This is a genomic window from Streptomyces sp. NPDC050548 (genome assembly GCF_044457385.1).
Lineage (GTDB): Bacteria > Actinomycetota > Actinomycetes > Streptomycetales > Streptomycetaceae > Streptomyces.
On the sequence record NZ_JBITGV010000002.1, the window covers coordinates 48455 to 66587 of the forward strand.

General features: G+C 69.5%; 11 protein-coding genes and 3 pseudogenes. 10 read left to right on the plus strand and 4 right to left on the minus strand.

The window, feature by feature from the left end; translation table 11 throughout:
- Nucleotides 1–50 precede the first annotated feature (50 nt).
- A pseudogene (locus tag ACIBJH_RS06085) lies at nucleotides 51–717 on the minus strand (M48 family metalloprotease).
- A 32-nt stretch (nucleotides 718–749) separates the two neighbouring features.
- Here ACIBJH_RS06085 and ACIBJH_RS06090 point away from each other — a divergent pair.
- Nucleotides 750–839: pseudogene (locus ACIBJH_RS06090) on the plus strand (TerD family protein); the annotation flags it as partial.
- 26 nt (nucleotides 840–865) lie between these two features.
- A pseudogene (locus ACIBJH_RS06095) lies at nucleotides 866–1004 on the plus strand (TerD family protein); the annotation flags it as partial.
- Nucleotides 1005–1159: 155 nt separating this feature from the next.
- On the opposite strand, the gene ACIBJH_RS06100 reads toward ACIBJH_RS06095, so the two are convergent.
- Entirely contained in the window at nucleotides 1160–1819 is a 660-nt protein-coding gene (locus ACIBJH_RS06100) for a zinc ribbon domain-containing protein (RefSeq protein WP_399115648.1), read from the minus strand.
- Nucleotides 1820–1992: 173 nt separating this feature from the next.
- Between ACIBJH_RS06100 and ACIBJH_RS06105 the strand changes: the two genes are divergently transcribed.
- From ACIBJH_RS06105 to ACIBJH_RS06125, 5 genes are all read left to right on the plus strand, one after another.
- A complete protein-coding gene (locus tag ACIBJH_RS06105; protein WP_399115649.1) occupies nucleotides 1993–2430 on the plus strand; it encodes a hypothetical protein in 438 nt (145 codons plus the stop codon).
- Nucleotides 2431–2535: 105 nt separating this feature from the next.
- Nucleotides 2536–4245 carry an LCP family protein gene (locus tag ACIBJH_RS06110; protein ID WP_399115650.1) on the plus strand — a complete coding sequence of 570 codons (1710 nt, stop codon included), beginning with the start codon at nucleotides 2536–2538 and terminating at the stop codon, nucleotides 4243–4245.
- A gap of 266 nt (nucleotides 4246–4511) precedes the next feature.
- A complete protein-coding gene (locus ACIBJH_RS06115) occupies nucleotides 4512–7313 on the plus strand; it encodes a carbohydrate-binding protein (protein ID WP_399115651.1) in 2802 nt (933 codons plus the stop codon).
- 244 nt (nucleotides 7314–7557) lie between these two features.
- Nucleotides 7558–11115 carry a choice-of-anchor D domain-containing protein gene (locus tag ACIBJH_RS06120; protein ID WP_399115652.1) on the plus strand — a complete coding sequence of 1186 codons (3558 nt, stop codon included), beginning with the start codon at nucleotides 7558–7560 and terminating at the stop codon, nucleotides 11113–11115.
- A 65-nt stretch (nucleotides 11116–11180) separates the two neighbouring features.
- Nucleotides 11181–13154 carry a discoidin domain-containing protein gene (locus ACIBJH_RS06125; protein WP_399115653.1) on the plus strand — a complete coding sequence of 658 codons (1974 nt, stop codon included), beginning with the start codon at nucleotides 11181–11183 and terminating at the stop codon, nucleotides 13152–13154.
- A gap of 29 nt (nucleotides 13155–13183) precedes the next feature.
- Here the strand turns inward: ACIBJH_RS06125 and ACIBJH_RS06130 are convergent, their stop codons facing one another.
- Both ACIBJH_RS06130 and ACIBJH_RS06135 read right to left on the minus strand, forming a co-directional pair.
- Complete coding sequence (locus tag ACIBJH_RS06130; protein WP_399115654.1) at nucleotides 13184–14185, minus strand: LacI family DNA-binding transcriptional regulator; 1002 nt, start codon at nucleotides 14183–14185, stop codon at nucleotides 13184–13186.
- A 63-nt stretch (nucleotides 14186–14248) separates the two neighbouring features.
- Nucleotides 14249–15526 carry a GH1 family beta-glucosidase gene (locus ACIBJH_RS06135; RefSeq protein WP_399115655.1) on the minus strand — a complete coding sequence of 426 codons (1278 nt, stop codon included), beginning with the start codon at nucleotides 15524–15526 and terminating at the stop codon, nucleotides 14249–14251.
- On the opposite strand from ACIBJH_RS06135, the gene ACIBJH_RS06140 reads away from it, so the two are divergent.
- Genes ACIBJH_RS06140 through ACIBJH_RS06150 form a run of 3 tightly spaced genes read left to right on the plus strand, consistent with a single transcriptional unit; the run spans nucleotide 15486 to nucleotide 18127 of the window.
- Nucleotides 15486–16718, plus strand: coding sequence for an ABC transporter substrate-binding protein (locus ACIBJH_RS06140; RefSeq protein ID WP_399115656.1), 1233 nt, complete (start codon nucleotides 15486–15488; stop codon nucleotides 16716–16718). The two genes, ACIBJH_RS06135 and ACIBJH_RS06140, sit on opposite strands and share 41 nt — an antisense overlap.
- A 9-nt stretch (nucleotides 16719–16727) precedes the next feature.
- Entirely contained in the window at nucleotides 16728–17267 is a 540-nt protein-coding gene (locus ACIBJH_RS06145; RefSeq protein WP_399115657.1) for a carbohydrate ABC transporter permease, read from the plus strand.
- A 14-nt stretch (nucleotides 17268–17281) separates the two neighbouring features.
- A complete protein-coding gene (locus tag ACIBJH_RS06150; protein ID WP_399115658.1) occupies nucleotides 17282–18127 on the plus strand; it encodes a carbohydrate ABC transporter permease in 846 nt (281 codons plus the stop codon).
- The last annotated feature ends 6 nt before the right edge of the window (nucleotides 18128–18133 follow it).

Here is an 18133-nt window from a genome sequence, read left to right on the forward strand (position 1 = left end):
AAACTTGTCGGAATCTTGCTGCCCGTAGACCGCGATCGCGTGCGCCGTCCCTACAACGGCGTCGCCGCGTGCAGCGGGAGCAGCAGGGTCACCGCCGAGTTCACCGAGAACGTCGCGGAGAGGGCCGCGCCCGCCGCGGCGCTCCACAGTGCCAGGCCCACGGCGGTGAACAGCGGTGGCCAGGTGCGTGCCGGAGGCGGCTGTGCGCAGCGGCAGCAGGAACGGGTTGGCCTGGGCGGCCAGTTGAGTGATCAGCAGGTGGCGGTGGTGCCGGGCGGTGAGGTGGGCCCGTTCGTGGGCGAACAGGACTCGGCGTTCCTGGGTGTCCAGGCGGTCGAGCATGGCGGTGGACACGACGATGCGGTCGCGTGGACCGGCGGGCAGGGCGTAGGCGTACGGCTCGGTGTCGGGGAGGACCGCGACCGGGGTGTCGCGCAGGCCGGTGAGCGCCGCGTGCGCCTGCCGCCGTACGCGGAGATGGCGCCACAGGGTACGGGCGCAGCCCGCAACCACCGCCAGGAGCAAGGGAATTGTAGCTTTCCCCGCGATCTCGTCCTGGGGCGCGCTCTCCCGGACCTCGGGGTCCGACCAGCCGTCCGGCAGGGGACTGCCGGGGAGTTGGGCGGTGCCGACCACCATCAGCAGGCCCAGGCACAGGGTGCTGCCGTCAACGGCAGGAGCAGCGGCAGGAGGACGAAGACACCCACGGGGCGTCAGCCCGCCGACTCGTCGGGCGCGTCGGCCGCTGCGACGGCGCGGAGTGGAAGTTCCGTGCGGTGGGGCAGGGTTACGCCGCCGGACTGGCAGGCATCGCCGCCGACTTCGGGGTCGGCGTCTGAGGAGTCCGCCCCCGGCGCCCTGAACGATCCTGGTGGACCTCGCCCGCGTCCCCGTCCACATCGACCAGATCGTCTTCACGGTCAACTCCTTCACCGGGCAGACCTTCGCCGAGGTGCAGAACGCCTTCTGCCGGCTGATCGACGAGACCGCCGGACAGCACCTTTCAGGACCTGCTGCCCGCCGTGGCCGCCCATCTGTGACCGCTCCCGGCCCGTGCCGAGCGGCACGGGCCGGGAATCGGGAGCGCCGGCCGTGCTTCGCTCCCGCGAACTGCCGTGCCTCATCGCGGACTTGAGCGTGCTCAACATCCCTGACCGGGCTACCGCCGTGTGCCGCACCCCGGGCAGAACGCCGCGCCGTCCGGCACCACGGCGGAGCAGGACGCGCACGCGTTGGACTGGGCCAGGTGATAGCCGCAGCCGGAGCAGAAGGCGGCGCCGTGGGTCTCGGTGCGGCACTGCGGGCACACCAACTGCCGGGGCGTGGAGGGGTCGTAGGTCTGGCCGGTCTGCTGTCCCGCCGCGTACGCCCGCTGGGACGCCATGTCGTTGAGACCGCGCTGCTGGGCCGCCATGGCCTCGGCCGCGGTGTCCGGCGCGCAGCGCAGACACAGTCCCTGCGCGGCGTTCCAGCAGCGTCCGCAGACGTAGTCGGTGCAGCGGGCGCAGCGGTTGAAGTGCCCCTGCGCGTTGTCGATCGCCTGTTGGAAGGCGTGGTCGCGGGCCTGTCCCCAGCCGGCTCCCGCGAGCCCGTCGGCCGCGGAGGAGACGCCCCGGCCCGCGCTGCCCAGCAGGCTCCAGGCCACGTCGACACCCTTGCCGAGCCAGGTGGCGGCCCGTTCACCGACGTACGCCTCGAACGGCGAACGCCAGGTGTCGTAGCAGCGGGCGCACGAGAACTCGAACTGGAAACCGGCCCCCGTTCCGTTGCGCACGCACAGGTCACGGTAGTTGTTGCTGAAGTAGATCTCACCGCTCATGTGGTCCCCCCACAGTTCATGCCGTCGGCACACTGTCGTATGACGCGAGCGGCAGAGTACTGGATCTCGTCAAATTCCCGGTGATGAGGGACATCTGCCCAGAGGAAGGGCTTGCGGTACGTTCGGGATCCGGATGTGCGCGCCGTCCTGAAAGAAGGGGGGAGGCGCGGGAGTTGGCCGAGCCCCGGTCCCGGCGACGTTGGCTCGCGCTCGTGGTCTTCGCGGTCGTCGGCTACGTCCTCGTGCGCGCGGCGGACACCCCGCAGGCCGCGACTCCGCGGCCCTTGACCGGGACGCCCCGATCGGCCACGTCGACCGACTCGGCCGGTCCTTCGGCCTCGGGCAGTCCTCCACCTCGGGCCACCACCTCGTCGTACGACCCCGCCGCATACGCGTCCCAGGCCCGCACCCGGTCCCAACAGGCAGGTGTGAGCGCCCAGTTGGTGATGGCGATCCTGTACAACGAGGCGTACGAGCCGCAGTCGTACCTGGACCGGTTGCGCGCCGACTGGGCCAAGGCCGGGAAAGCCGTTGCCGGGCAGGGCAACAGGACCTCGCGCGTTCGGAGTTGGGGCCACGGAGGGGGGAGGGTCCACCGGTGTGAACGATGACAGTTGCTATATTGCGCAATCATCCGGCCCGAGGGGTGCGCCCTGACGTGCGGGTCGGCCGGTCGGTGTCGGTGTCGGTGTCGGTGACAGCGTAGGGAGTGGTGGATGAGCGACCCCCGGGGCGAGCGGTCCGGCCGTGCGGCCACGCGAGATCGCTCCGGCCTGCCTCACCCACGCGGGACGGACGGAGGGCCGGCCCATCGCCCGGGTGGCAGAGCCGCCGCGCGGCAGGCGGCGCGGAACGGTGGTCACGGGTCCCGCCGCCGCGCCAAACCGGTGGCCCGGCGCCGCCGGGTCGCCCGCATAGCCCTGATCACGGTGTCGGCGCTGATCCTCGTCACCGCCGGAGTAGGCACCTGGCTCTGGGAGCACCTGAACGGCAACATCAACAGCGTCGCGCTCGACGACGGAGCGGGCGGCAAGGAGAAGGCCGACGCCTTCGGCCGCACGCCCATCAACCTCCTGGTGATCGGTTCGGACGGCCGGAACAACGCCGCCGACTGCAAACTGGGCGGCGGCTGCGGCTCCGGGGGTTCGGCCGTCGGCCACAACGCGGACGTGGAGATGGTGGTCCATGTCTCCGCCGACCGCTCCAACGCCACCGTGATGAGCGTGCCGCGCGACACCATGACCCAGGTGCCCGCGTGCAAGGACCCGGACAGCAGCCAGGCGACGTCCGGCTACTACGGGCAGATCAACAGCGCGCTCCAGTACGGCCCCGCCTGCCAGGTGAAGACCGTGCACCAGCTCACCGGCATCACCATCGACCACTTCGTGATGCTCGACTTCGCCGGCGTGGTGAAGATGTCCGACGCGGTCGGCGGCGTCTCGGTCTGCGTCAGCGACAACGTCTACGACACGTACTCGCACCTGAAGCTCGCCAAGGGCACCCACACCCTCAAGGGTGAGGCGGCGCTGGAGTTCGTGCGCTCCCGGCACGGCTTCGGCGACGGCAGCGACCTCGGCCGTACCGTCTCCCAGCACCTCTTCCTGAGCGCGATGATCCGCAAGTTCAAGAGCGCGGGCACACTGGCCAACCCGGCCAAGGTGTACTCCCTGGCCGACGCCGCCACCAAGGCCCTGACCGTCGACACCGGCCTCGGCAGCGTCGGCAAACTCGTGGACCTGGCGACCGACCTGGACAAGGTCCCGTCGAAGCGGATGACCTTCACCACGATGCAGACCGGGGCCGACCCGGCCAACGCCGACCGCGTCGTCCCGGCGGCCGGCGCCAAGTCCCTGTTCGCGGCCATCGCCAACGACCAGTCCCTGAGTTCGGGCAGCGGCAAGAAGAAACCATCCGCCTCGCCCTCCGCGACCGCGCCGGCCGCCGTGCCGGCCGCCGAGGTCGCCGTAAAGGTGGAGAACGGCACCACCATCGGCGGACGTGCCTCCGTGATCGCCAACGCGCTCATCGCCAAGGGCTTCAGCCCCGGCACCAGCACCGGCAACGCACCCGAACAGGCGGCGACCACCCGCCTCACCTACGGCCCCGGCGAGAAGGCCGAGGCCCAGACGGTGGCCTCCGCCCTCGGCCTGTCCGCCGCGCACCTCACCCAGAGCAGCGCGAGCGGCCTGACCCTCGTCATCGGCGCCGACTGGACCAACGGCACGTCGCTCTCGGGCAGTTCCTCCGCCGCCGCGGCTCCCGCCGACACCCACGCGGCCGTCTCCAACGCCAACGCCTCGACCGCCGACGAGTCCAAGACCTGCGCGAAGGTCAGCCCGTACAAGACCGTGTCACTGAACGGCGTGCCGATGACCCCCACCCAGGCTTACGCGGCGGCGAGCGGCAAGAAGGACTCGGCGTCGTAGCCGACGGATCCACCGGCCGGCTCTTCGACCGACGCCTCCGCTATCACGTCCGGACCTGCCTCCACGAGCCGGACGTCGCCTGTGTGTGGCGGATCAGGTGTCCGTGCAGTCTCCGAGGTACGCCACATTCATGATTTGCGTGATGGAGCAAGAAACTTGCATCTGCTTGCGCAATTCATTCTTTACTTCGTCGGAATCTAGCGGGGTCGGTGCGTGCTCTGTACGGTCGGGGCGCCGGTTCCCCCCACTCCGTGAAGGAGCATCAGATGCTGACGAGCCTCAGACCCCGGCGACTGGCGGTGGCCGTCGTCGCCACGGTCGGCGCGATGTGCATGGCCGTCTTACCGGCCGCCGCCACCCAGCAGCCGCCGCCGGCCAAGGCGGCAGCGCACCCGGCGACAGCAAGTCCGACGACCGGCGCCACAACCCCGTTCGAGGTCTACGAAGCCGAGGCCGGCACCCCCGCCGACGGCGCGGCCGTCCGCTCGCTGACCTCGGCTCCGACCACGCAGTACTCCAGCGCCGCCCTTGAGGCCTCCGGCCACTCCTACGTCCAACTGGACGGCACCGGCCAGTCGGTGCGGTGGACGAACACCACCGGCCGGCCGATCTCCTTCCTCAACGTCCGCGCGAGCATCGCCGATTCGGCGTCCGGCGGCGGCACCACCGCGACGCTGAACCTCTACGTCGACGGCGTGTTCCGGCAGGCGCTGAACCTCAACTCGCTGCAGAGCTGGGTGTACGAGGGCAACGGGAACTACAACACGAGCGACAACCAGAACCCGGCCGACGGCGACCCGAGGGTCTTCTGGGACGAGTCGCACACCTTCGTCACCGGCTCCCCGATCCCGGTCGGCGCCACCTTCTCGCTGCGCAAGGACTCCGCCAACAGCGCGTCCTTCTACGACATCGACTCCGTCGACGTGGAGAACCCGCCCGCGCCGCGGGCACAGCCCGCGAACTCGATCTCGATCACGAGTTGCGGCGCGGTGGCGGACAACAACCCCACCAACGGCGCGGCCGACGGCCAGTCGGTGGACAGCCGGGCCGCGATCCAGAACTGCATCGACCAGGCCGAGCAACAGGGCAAGATCCTGTGGATCCCGCAAGGCACCTTCTACGTGAAGGGCACCGCCGGACTGAACGCCCAGGGCATCACCATCGCGGGCGCGGGGCTCTGGTACAGCACGGTCTACCGTGACGTCCCGGTCCCCAACTCCACACCCCTGGCAGCCCTGTTCGACCTCACGTCCTGCACTGTGCGTGACTTCCACATCGACGCCAACGCCGTCAGCCGGAGCACCATCGGCGGGGACGGCGGGGCGATGGACACCACCGGCACCGACTGGCTGGCCGACGGCATCTGGACCCAGCACACCATGTCGGGCTTCTGGGCCTCGGGCACCGGAGGGACGGTGAAGAACAGCAGGCTGACGTCGGTCTGGGCGGACGGGATCAACGTCAACAACGTCTCCCTGGGCGCGGATACGGGCAACGACCTGACCGTCACCGACAACTTCGTCCGGGGCACCGGGGACGACGCGATCGCCGTCAACTCGGTGAACTACAACACCAACGGCGACGGTTCGAAGACCTACTACAACCCGATGACGAATGTCACCGTCAGCGACAACACCTCGATCGCCCCCTGGGGCGGGAAGGGCGTCGGGATCTACGGCGGCAGCGGCCACCTGGTCAAGGACAACTACATCGGTGACACGGCCCGTTACATCGGTCTGGGTGCCGGACGCTTCGGCGTCAACGGCAGCGATCTGCTCTCCGCGACCGTGACCGGCAACACCGTGGTCCGCTCCGGCGGCAACGCCTACAGCCAGGGCCAGCCCGCGCTGCACATCGGCAACGGCGGCGACGGACAGAACGTCGGCACCGTCGACAAGGTCACGGTCACCGGCAACACCGTCACCGACTCCCTCTACGACGGGATCGGCTTCTCCACTTCCACCAACACCCTGCTCCAGGACAACACCGTCAACAGCCCCGGACGCAACGGCATTTCGATCTCGCCGCCGTTCTATCCCGCGCCCACCGGCTCCGCGACGATCACCGGCAACACGGTCACCGGACTCGCGCCCGGCACCTCGGCCTTCGTCAACAACTCCACCGGTTTCACCGCCACGTTGAGTGACAACCACTGGCCGCCGCCCGCCCCCGAGGGTCCCTACGGCGGCACCCCGGCCGTCGTGCCTGGAACGGTCCAGGCGGAGGATTACGACACCGGCGGTCAGGGCGTCGCGTACAACGTCACCTCCGTCAACGGAAACGCCAACTCCTACCGGGCCGACGGCGTGGACCTCGACAACACCTCGGACACGGGAGGCGGTTACAACCTGGGGTGGACCGGTCCAGGGCAGTGGTTCCGCTACACGGTCGACGTCGCCACGGCCGGCACCTACACCCTCGACCTGCGTATCGCGGCCCCGTCCGCGGTGACCGGCGCGCTGCACCTGTCGGACGCCTCCGGCACGAACCTCACCGGTGCCGTCGACCTGCCCGCCACCGGCGACTGGCAGACCTGGTCCACCGTGACCACCCGGGTGACCCTGCCCGCCGGCCGACAGGTTCTGACGCTCGATCAGGACACCGGCGGCTGGAACATCAACTACCTTGCCCTCGCCGCGAGTTCGGACGCCTCCAGCACCGATCTCGCCGCAGGCAAATCCACCAGTGAGTCCAGCCACAACGACGTGTACCCGTCCTCGAACGTCACGGACGGCAACCAGAACACCTACTGGGAGAGCGCCAACAACGCGTTCCCGCAGTGGGTCCAGGTCGACCTGGGCTCGGCCCGGAGCGCCTCCCGCGTGGTCCTTCAACTGCCCGCCGCCTGGGGCGCCCGCACCCAGACCCTGACGCTCGGCGGCAGCACCGACGGCACCGCCTTCACCACCCTGAAGTCCTCGGCCGCCCACACCTTCGACCCGAGCACCGGGAACACCGTCACGCTCACCTTCCCCGCCACCGCCCAGCGCTACTACCGCGTCACCGTCACCGCCAACAACGGCTGGCCCGCGGCCCAGTTCTCCACGTTCCAGATCTGGGCCGCCTGACCTCCGACCCCACCCTCCCCACGGTGCCGCCGGACCCCCCGTCCGGCGGCACCGGCATATGCGCGGCCCGCCTGAGATCTTGCGGGCCGTGTTTTTGTTTGTTGCAGAGTTCTGTCTAGTTATTGCGTGATCATGTCTATGTCATTACGGTCCCCCTTGCATCGTCACCAACCCCCTGTCTCCCTCCCCTCCCTGGCGATGCCCGCGGAACAGTTCCGGCATTTCGTGATCAAAGGAGTGGCACGTGTTCCATTCCATCCGAGATCTCAGACGAGCCCTCGTCTGGGCGGTCAGCACCGTGATGCTGGCCGCCGTAGGCGTCTTCGCTCTGGCGGCACCACCCGCCGCGGCGGCGTCCACCGCCACCGGCGGCAGCGGCGCGAGCCTCCCGTACGTCGAGGTGCAGGCGGAGAACTCCGCCACCAACGGCACGAACATCGGCCCGAGTTACACCGCCGGCCAGCTGGCCGACGAGGCGTCCTACCGCAAGGCCACGACCCTCCAGGGCACCGGCCAGTACGTCACGTTCACCACACCGGTGGCCACCAACTCGATCAACTTCCGCTACAGCATCCCCGACACCTCGGGCGGCTCGGTGTACACCGCCGCGCTGTCGCTGTACGTCAACGGCGTCAAGCAGCCCGACTTCACCCTGACCAACGCCTACAGCTGGTACTACGGCAGCTACCCCTTCACCAACACCCCGGGCAGCAACCCGCACCACTTCTACGACGAGGCCCACCGCCTGTTCTCCACCACGTATCCGGCGGGTACGACCTTCAAGTTCCAGGTCGACGCGGGCGACACCGCCTCCTCGTACACGATCGACTTCGCCGACTTCGAGCAGGTCGGGGCCGCCCTGACCGCCCCCTCCGGCTCGGTGTCGGTGACCAGCAAGGGCGCCGACGCGACCGGCGTGGCCGACGCGACCAGCGCGTTCAACGCCGCGATCAGCTCGGCCGGCCCCGGCGGCACCGTGTGGATCCCGCCGGGCACCTTCAACGTCCCCGGCCACATCAGCGTCAACAACGTCACGATCGCCGGCGCCGGCATGTGGTACTCCACCGTCACCGGCACGGCCCCCGGCTTCTACGGCAACTCGGCGCCCAACGCGAGCACCGGTGTCCGCCTGCAGAACTTCGCGATCTTCGGCAATGTGCAGGAACGCGACGACAGCGCCCAGGTCAACGGCATCGGCGGCGCGATGAGCAGCTCCACCGTCTCCAATCTGTGGATCGACCACATGAAGGTCGGCGCCTGGATGGACGGACCGATGGACGGGCTGACGTTCACCGGCATGCGCATCCGGGACACCACCGCCGACGGCATCAACTTCCATGGCGGCGTCACCAATTCGAAGGTGACCAACAGCGAGATCCGCAACACCGGTGACGACGGCATCGCCACCTGGGCGGACTCCGCCCTCGGCGCCGACGCCAACGACACGATCTCCAACAACACCGTGTCCCTGCAGATCCTCGCCAACGCCATCGCGATCTACGGCGGCCACGACAACACCGTCAGCGGCAACCGGGTCGTGGACACCGGCATCGCCCAGGGCGGCGGCATCCACGTGGGCCAGCGCTTCACCTCGACGCCGGTCGGCACCACCACGATCTCCGACAACACCATCGTCCGGGCCGGCAGCCTCGACCCCAACTGGCAGTTCGGCGTGGGCGCGTTGTGGTTCGACGGCAGCCAGGGCGCGATCTCCGGGCCCATCAACGTGACCAACGCGCTGATCCAGCAGAGCCCCTACGAAGCCGTCCAGTGGGTCGAGGGCACCATCAGCGGGGTCAGCCTCAACAACGTGACCATCGCCGGCACCGGAACCTTCGCCCTCCAGGAACAGACCGGCGGCGCGGCCAAGTTCACCAATGTCACGGCCACCGGCGTCGGTTACTCGAACCCGGTGTACAGCTGCTCGGGCAACTTCGTCGTCACCGACGGCGGCGGCAACTCCGGTATCAGCGGCACGCCTTACTGCGGCGGCTGGCCGGCCCCGGTGTATCCGCCCTATCCGCCCGAAGGCGTGACGGCCACCCCCGGCGCGCTCAACTTCGGTTCGGTGGCGACCGGTTCGACGAGCGACGCCCAGACCGTGACGGTCTCCAACCCGACGAACAGCGCCGCGTCCGTCTCGTCGATCTCCACCAGCGGCGACTACTCCCAGACCAACACCTGCGGCTCCTCGATCGCGGCGAACGGCTCCTGCACGGTCAGTGTGAAGTTCGCGCCGACCGCGACGGGCAGCCGTAGCGGAACTCTGACCGTCAACGCGGGAGGGGTCACCAACACGGTCACCCTCTCCGGGACCGGCACCGCGCCGGGGCCGGTGCTGAACACCGACCCGGCGAGTCTGGCCTTCGACGGTACGGTGGTCGGCTCCTCGGCCACCGCGCAGACGGTGAAGGTGACGAACTCGGGCACCGCCTCGGCGACCGTCTCCGCCGTCGCCACGACCGGTGACTTCAGCCAGACCAACAACTGCTCCACCCTCGCGGTCGGCGCCTCCTGCACGGTGACCGTCGGCTTCAAGCCCACCACGGGCGGAGCGCGCGCGGGCAACCTGACCGTCACCAGCAACGCCAACAACAGCCCAACTGTCGTATCCCTGACCGGAACCGGCATCGACAGCACCACCAACATCGCCGCCGGACGGCCGGCCTCGGCGAGTTCGAGCAACAGCCCCTACGTCGCCTCCAACCTCACCGACCCGGACGCGTCGACGTACTGGGAGGGCACGAACGGTTCGTTCCCGCAGTGGGCGCAGGTCGACCTCGGCCAGAACTACGGCGTCGGCAAGGTCGTCCTCAAACTCCCGCCGGCCACGGCCTGGTCGGCCCGCACCGAGACCCTGTCGGTGCAGGGCTCCACGGACGGCTCCAGCTTCTCCACGATCAAGGCCTCGGCGGGCTACACCTTCGACCCGAACGCCAACGGCAACACGGCGACCATCACCTTCACCGCCGCCACGGCGCGGTACGTGCGGGTCAATATCAGCGCCAACACGGGCTGGAACGCTGCCCAGTTGTCGGACTTCGAGGTGTTCCCCAGCAGTGGCGGCTCCTCACCGGCGACCCTGTCGGCCAGCCCGACATCGTTGACGTATCCCACCCAGGCGCTCAACACCGCGAGCAGCGCGCAGACGGTCACGGTGACCAACACCGGGACCGCCGCCGCGACCGTCTCGGGCGTCACCACCACGGGCGACTTCGGGCAGAGCAACACCTGCGGGACGTCGATCGCGGCGGGTGCCTCCTGCACGGTGGCCGTCACCTTCACGCCCACCGCGTCCGGCACCCGCACCGGCGAACTCGACATCGCCAGCAACGCGTCGAACGGCACGACCACGGTCCAGCTGACCGGCACCGGAGCAGGCACGGTGAGCAGGAACCTTGCGGCGGGCGCGGCCACCACCGAGTCCAGCCACACCGCCGTCTACGCCTCGTCCAACGTGACGGACGGCAACCAGGGCACCTACTGGGAGAGCGCCAACAACGCCTTCCCGCAGTGGGTCCAGGTCGACCTCGGATCCGCGCAGAGCGCCAGCCGCGTCGTCCTCCAGCTCCCCGCGACCTGGGGCGCCCGCAACCAGACGCTGTCCCTGTCGGGCAGCGCCGACGGCTCCTCCTTCAGCACCCTCAAGGCGTCGGCCACCTACACCTTCGACCCCACCACCAACAACACCGTCACCCTCACGTTCACCGCGGCCACCGAGCGGTACCTCCGGGTGAACATCACGGCGAACAACGGCTGGCCGGCCGGCCAGGTGTCCGAGTTCCAGGTCTGGAACACCTGACCTGACGCGACGGTGCCGCCGGGCGCGCCCGCGCCCGGCGGTCCCCACCACCGAAAGGAGTCGAGATGGGTGTCACCCGCAGAGTCTTCCTGAGGGCCGCGATCGCGGCCACCGCGGTCGGAACCGCCGGAGCGACCGAGACCGTCCTCGCCCCGGCCGCGTCAGCCGCGAGCTCACCCGGCGACGTCGTCGGCAAGGTCACCGTCGGCTACCAGGGCTGGTTCGCCTGTATCGGCGACGGCGCGCCCATCAACGGCTGGTGGCACTGGAGCCAGGACTGGGGCCAGCCGCCGTCCCGGAACAACACCAACATCAAGTGCTGGCCCGACGTGCGCGAGTACACGAACACCTACCAGACCTCGTACGCCGCCCTCGGCAACGGCCAGCCCGCCAAGCTGTTCTCGTCGTACGACCAGCAGACGGTGAACACCCACTTCCTGTGGCTGCAGCAGAACGGCATCGACACGGCCGCCCTCCAACGCTTCAATCCCACCGGCGGCGAGGGCCCCACCCGCGATGCCATGGCGACCAAGGTGCGCAGCGCCGCCGAGTCGTACGGCCGGAAGTTCTACATCATGTACGACGTCTCCAACTGGACGAACATGCAGTCCGAGATCAAGACGGACTGGACGAACAAGATGTCGGCGCACACGGCGAGTTCGGCCTACGCGAAGCAGAACGGCAAGCCGGTGGTGTGCATTTGGGGCTTCGGCTTCAACGACCCCAACCATCCCTTCAGCCCTGATGCCTGTCTCGACGTCGTCAACTGGTTCAAGAGCCAGGGGTGTTACGTCATCGGGGGCGTCCCGCGCGAATGGCGGACCGGGACCGGGGGCTCACAGTCCGGCTTCCTCGGCGTCTACCACGCCTTCAACATGATCTCGCCGTGGATGGTCGGCGCCATCGGCAATGTCACCGAGGCCGACAACGCGTACACCACCTACACGGTCCCCGACCAGGCCGACTGCAACGCCAACGGCATCGACTACCAGCCCTGCGTCCTGCCCGGCGATGTCTCCGGACGGCAGCGCGCGCACGGCGACTTCATGTGGCGGCAGTTCTACAACGTGGTGCGGGCCGGGGTGCAGGGCATCTACATCTCGATGTTCGACGAGTACAACGAGGGCAACCAGATCGCCAAGACCGCCGAGACCCAGGCCTGGGTGCCCACCGACTCCGGGTTCCTCGCCCTCGACGAGGACGGCACGGCCTGCTCCTCCGACTACTACCTGCGGCTGACCGGCGACGGCGGTCGCATGCTCAAGGGGCAGCTCGCGCTGACGCCAACTCGCCCCACCCAGCCCGTACTTCCCAACGGTGGTGACACCACCCCGCCAGCCGCGCCGGGCGGCCTGGCCGTCACCGGACACTCCGCCAACTCGGTCTCGCTGAGCTGGAACACCGCGAGCGACAACGTCGGCGTGACCGGCTACCGGATCCTCCAGGTGTCCGGCTCGACCAGCACCCAGGTGGGCACCACCGGCTCAACGTCCTTCACCGTCACCGGACTTGGCGCGTCCACCGCGTACACCTTCGACGTCGTGGCCCTCGACGCGGCCGGAAACGTGTCCCAGCCCTCCAACCAGGTCACCGTCACCACCGACCCCCCGTCCGCCACCACCAACCTCGCCCTGCACCGCCCCACTTCGGAGAGCAGCCACACCCAGGTCTACGGCTCGGCCAACGCGACCGACGGCGACACCTCCACCTACTGGGAGTCCGCCAACAACGCCTTCCCGCAGTGGATCCAGGTCGACCTGGGTGCCGCGACCGGCGTGAGACGCATCGTCCTCAACCTCCCTCCGGCGGCGGCCTGGTCCACCCGTACCCAGACCGTCTCCGTCCAGGGCGGCACGGACGCCGGCACCTCCACCCAACTCCTCGCCGCGGCGGGCCACACCTTCGACCCGGCGACCGGCAACACCGCGACGCTCACCCTCCCGGCCACGGTCAGCGTCCGCTACGTACGCCTCACCATCTCCGCCAACAACGGCTGGCCGGCCGGGCAGGTTTCCGAGTTCCAGGTCTTCGGCGCCTGACGAACGGACGGCCGTAGCCGTCCGAGGCGCTACGCGGATTCCCTGATCACCAGCTCCGTCGGCAGGATGAGGGGCGTCGGTTCCTCGCCGCCCAGCACGCGCACCAGCATCCGGGTCATCTCGCTGCCCAGGGCCACGATGGGCTGGCGGATCGTCGTCAGGGCGGGCCGGGTGTGCCGGGCGGTGAGGATGTCGTTGAAGCCGACGACCGCGACGTCCTCGGGGACGGCCCGGCCGCGCTCCCGCAGGACGTGCAGGGCGCCCGCAGCCATCGCGTCCGAGGCGACGAACACCGCGTCCAGGTCCGGGTGTTCGTCGAGGAGGCGGGCGGTCGCCACGGCACCGCCCCGCTCGGTGAAGTCGGCGTGCGCCACACGATGGTCGCCGAGACCGGCCAGGGCCACCGCCTCGCGGAAGCCCAGATAACGGGAGACCCCCGCGTGCATGTCGAGCGGCCCGGTGACGGTGCCGATGGCGCGGCGGCCTGTCGCGATCAGGTACTCGACGGCCTCACGGGCCCCGCCCCGGTTGTCGGCGTCCACGTACCAGCGGGGCGCCCGGTCGAGAGGGCGGCCTCCGTGCACGACGGGGACGTTCCCCGCCTCGGCCACCTTCGCCAGCGGGTCGTTCTCGCGCAGGGCCAGCAGCATGACACCGTCCGCGCCACGGGACTGAAGGACGCGGGCGAGCCGGGCCCGGCCGCGCTCGGAGGCCGCCAGGATCAGCAGGAGTTCGAGGTCGGTCTCCTCGATGACCGCGTTGACACCGGTGATCACCTCCGCGAAGAAGAGGTTGGCGAACAACGCCGGGTCGTCACTGGAGATCGCCAGCACCACCGCGCCACGCCGCTGGGAGGCGAGCGACCGGGCCGCCACGTTGGGCACATAGCCCAGCTCCGCCACGGCACTCTCCACCGCCTGCCGCGCCTTCTGGCTGACGTGCCGACGGTTGTTGATCACACGCGAGACGGTTCCGACCGACACCCCGGCGCGCAGCGCCACCTCGTCGAGCGTCGGCGGCCGTGTGGTCATGGGAGGCGGCTCCAGTTCGTAGGGACGGGACGGGCAGTAGCAGCACTGTAGGCGCGAACGGCGTCACAGGCCGCCGCGCCGGATGACCTCGGCGTACCAGTGGGCGCTGTCCTTCGGCGTGCGGCGCTGGGTCGCGTAGTCGACGTGCACGATGCCGAAGCGGGGCCCGTATCCGAAGGACCACTCGAAGTTGTCGAGGAGCGACCAGACGAAGTAGCCCCTGAGCGGCACGCCGTGGCCGATCGCCCGGGCGCAGGAACGGAGATGGCCGTCCAGATAGGCGATCCGGTCGGTGTCGTGCACCCCGTCCCGCTCCACCACGTCGTCGAAGGCCGCGCCGTTCTCCGTGATGTACAGCGGTACGGCCGGGTAGTCGGCCTTGAGCCGCAGGAGAAGCTCCAGAAGTCCCCGCTCGTCGATCTCCCAGCCCATCGCGGTGCGTGGCCGGCCGCCGTCCGCGATCCGCGCCAACGGCGAGCCCACATAGGCGGATTGGGTCGGTGTCGTGCAGCCGGCGACCAGCATCGGCGCGTAGTAGTTGATGCCGAGGTGGTCCGGCGGAGTCCCGATCCTCTTCAGGTCGCCGTCGTGGACGTGGCCGAAGGCGGTGACCTCGTGGAGGTCGGCGAGCACGTCGACGGGGTAGGTGCCGTGCAGCAGCGGGTCGAGGAAGAGGCGGTTCTGCATGCCGTCGATACGCCGGGCCGCGTCCAGGTCGGCGGGATCGGTGCTGAGCGGGGTGACGTGCGTGAGGTTGAGTGTGATGCCGACGCGGGTGGAGTCCCGTAGCGCCTCCGAGGCCAGGCCGTGGCCGAGCAGCAGATGGTGCGCGGCGCGTACGGCGGCGGCGGGCTCGCGGCGGCCGGGGGCGTGGCGGCCCGTGCCGTAGCCGAGGAAGGCCGAGCACCAGGGCTCGTTGAGGGTGGTCCAGTGGGTGACGCGGTCGCCCAGCGCCTCGTGGGCGAGGGCGGCGTACTCGGCGAACCGCTCGGCCGTGTCCCGCACCGGCCAGCCGCCGGCGTCCTCCAGCGGCTGGGGCAGGTCCCAGTGGTAGAGGGTGGGCCAGGGCTGGATGCCGTGGTCGAGGAGAGTGTCTGTGAGACGGCGGTAGAAGTCGAGGCCGCGCTGGTTCGCCGGGCCGGAGCCGGTGGGCTGGATCCGGGGCCAGGCGAGGGAGAACCGGTAGACGCGCAGGCCGAGTTCGGCCATCAGCGCGATGTCCGTGGGGAAGCGGTGGTAGTGGTCGGCCGCGACGGCTCCGGTGTCACCGTCCCGGACCGCGCCGGGAGTGGCCGCGAAGGTGTCCCAGATCGAGGGACCCCGGCCGCCGGACGTCTTCATGATCCCGCAGGTCCCCAGCGTCGCCGAGCAGGTCGCCAAGGGCTGGCTGCACCCGCTCGACGAATGGGCGACCCCGCAGTGGCGGTCACGCTTCCCCGAGGGCACCTTCCTGGAAGGCGCCAACGTCTTCGACGACAAGGTCTATTCGGCCCCGCTGAAGGGCTCGGGCCCGCTCTACCAGCTCTACATCCACCACGGCGTCTTCAAGTCCGCCGGGCTGACGAACCCCGACGGCAGCGTCAAGATCCCCCGCACCTGGGACGAGGTGACCAGTGCCGCGCAGACGATCACCAAGAAGAGCGGCGGCAAGTCGTACGGCCTCGGCTTCGGCAACGCCGACGGCATCGGTGTCCTCGCCTGGTGGCTGGACCTGTTCGTGCGGGGCGCCGGCGCACCCGGCGGCGCCCCCACCGGCGCGGGCACCGGCATGGACTACCGCGTGGGCAAGTGGACCTACGGCACCGACCGTTCGTACGCCGACTTCCTGGAGCTGTTCGTCGAGTGGAAGAAGCGCGACTTCTTCCACCCCAACTCCGTGAGCCTCTCGGACGAAGCGGCCCGCGCGTTCTTCGAGCGCGGCAAGTTCGGCATGACCGTCGGCGGCGTGTGGAACCAACCCGAGTGGACCCAGCACAAGTTCACCGACTACAGCCTGGTCACCCTGCCCTCGCCCACCGCCACCCCGAAGGGCTACTACTACGCCGACCCGGTCGGCAACGGCTCCTTCGCCGCCGTCTCCGCCAAGAGCAGGAAGGCGCACGAGGCGTTCCAGTGGCTGGACGCGCTGACGTCCCCCGCCGCCGGACGCCGCTGGGTGCAGGACCTCAACGGCGTCTCCGCCTACCCCGCCGACAACGACCCGGACGGCATCGACTCCAAGCCCTTCGCCAGCTTCGTCGGCATGACCCGGCAGGTGCTGCGCGGCCCGGTGCCACTCGTCCGCAATCCCGAGCTGGCCGGCGTCGCGCCCGGCGCTCCCAAGCCCGACATCAGCGATGTGGTGACCGGCATCTACACCGGTCAAGTCAAGGATATTCAGGGCGCGTTGAGCAGCCTGGCCGACAAGAAGGTCCAGCTCCTGTCCGACGCGGTCGCCGCGGTCGCCAAGCAGGGCAAGAAGGTCAGCACGGCCGACTACGTCTTCGCGGACTGGGACCCCACCAAGCCGTACACCACGAAGAAGAAGGCGTGAGCGGTCACCATGTCACTCCTCGACACCCGCGAGCGCAGGCGAGCGTCCCCGTCCCCGCCACCCGTCGCCGCCCGCCCCGGTCTGGGCCGCCGCATCCGCGCCGCCAAGTGGTCGTACGCCTATCTCGCCCCCATGGCCGTACTCCTGCTGGCCTTCGTGGTCTACCCGATCTTCGCCTCCTTCGGCTACACCTTCTACCGCTGGAACGGCATCGGCGAACCCGGCGACTACGTGGGCCTCGCCAACTTCCGGCAGATCCTGCACGACGACATCTTCTGGGGCGCGGTCGGGCACACCTTCGTCTACGCCTTCGTGCTCGTCCCGGTGCAGGTCCTCACCGGCGGTGGCCCGTACTTCGCCACCGAGGTCGTCAACACGTACATCTACCACCTGGCCTTCGGCGGCTCGGCCGGCGCCGCCGCCCAGCCCGACATCGGCCTGGCCTCCGCCGCCTCGTTCCTCTACGGACTGCTGCTCATCGTCTTCTCCGCGCTGCAGGTCCTCGCCCTGCGCGGGATCAGCCGCCGGCGCACGGCCGCCCACCAGTGAAGGAGTCCGTCCCGATGTCCACCCTGACCCCACGTCTGCGCCAGGGCCGGCGCGGTCTGCTCTATCTCGCGCTGCTCGGCGGCGGTCTCGTCTGGCTCTATCCGTTCCTGTGGGCGCTGGGCAGTTCGCTGAAGAGCACCGACGGGTTCTTCTCCGGCGGGCTCAACCCGATCCCGTCCGAGTTCCACTGGTCCAACTACAGCGAGGCCTGGACGCAGGCGGACTTCAGCCGGTTCTTCGTCAACACGGTCCTGTTCGCGACCGGCACGGTCATCGTGACGCTGCTCGCCACCTCCATGGCCGGCTACGTCCTGGCCCGCACCGACTTCCCCGGCAAGAAACTCTGGCTGGGCCTGGTCGGGGTGACGCTCTTCCTGCCGCACGGCTACACGATCATCCCGGTCTTCGACCTGATCCAGCGGCTCCATCTCCTCAACACCCTCTGGTCGGTGGTCATCGTCCAGTCGGCGGGCGGGATGGTCTTCGGCACCTTCCTCTTCATGGGCTACTTCACGACGATCGACCGGGGCCTGGAGGACGCGGCCCGTGTGGACGGCGCGAACTTCCACCAGATCTTCTGGCGGATCATGCTCCCGCTGTCCGGTCCGATGCTGGCGACCGTCGGCCTGTTCGCCTGCATCAACGCCTGGAACAGCTTCTTCATCCCGCTGGTCTTCACCCTCTCCCGCCCCGAACTGCACACCCTGTCGGTGGGCATGTTCAACTTCATCGGCCAGAACTCCACCGCGTGGACCCTGGTGTGCGCGGGGTCGGTCATCACGCTGCTGCCCATCGTCCTGATCTTCGTCGTGCTGCAGCGGTTCTTCATCAACGGCCTTGCGGGCGCGGTCAAGCAGTAACGAGGA

Excerpts from the sequence above, each read along its gene's own strand:
- ACIBJH_RS06100 (WP_399115648.1), bottom strand. The coding sequence starts at position 1,819 with ATGAGCGGTGAGATCTACTTCAGCAACAACTACCGTGACCTGTGCGTG.
- ACIBJH_RS06110 (WP_399115650.1), top strand. The coding sequence starts at position 2,536 with ATGAGCGACCCCCGGGGCGAGCGGTCCGGCCGTGCGGCCACGCGAGAT.
- ACIBJH_RS06115 (WP_399115651.1), top strand. The coding sequence starts at position 4,512 with ATGCTGACGAGCCTCAGACCCCGGCGACTGGCGGTGGCCGTCGTCGCC.
- ACIBJH_RS06125 (WP_399115653.1), top strand. The coding sequence starts at position 11,181 with ATGGGTGTCACCCGCAGAGTCTTCCTGAGGGCCGCGATCGCGGCCACC.
- ACIBJH_RS06130 (WP_399115654.1), bottom strand. The coding sequence starts at position 14,185 with ATGACCACACGGCCGCCGACGCTCGACGAGGTGGCGCTGCGCGCCGGG.
- ACIBJH_RS06135 (WP_399115655.1), bottom strand. The coding sequence starts at position 15,526 with ATGAAGACGTCCGGCGGCCGGGGTCCCTCGATCTGGGACACCTTCGCG.
- ACIBJH_RS06145 (WP_399115657.1), top strand. The coding sequence starts at position 16,728 with ATGTCACTCCTCGACACCCGCGAGCGCAGGCGAGCGTCCCCGTCCCCG.
- ACIBJH_RS06150 (WP_399115658.1), top strand. The coding sequence starts at position 17,282 with ATGTCCACCCTGACCCCACGTCTGCGCCAGGGCCGGCGCGGTCTGCTC.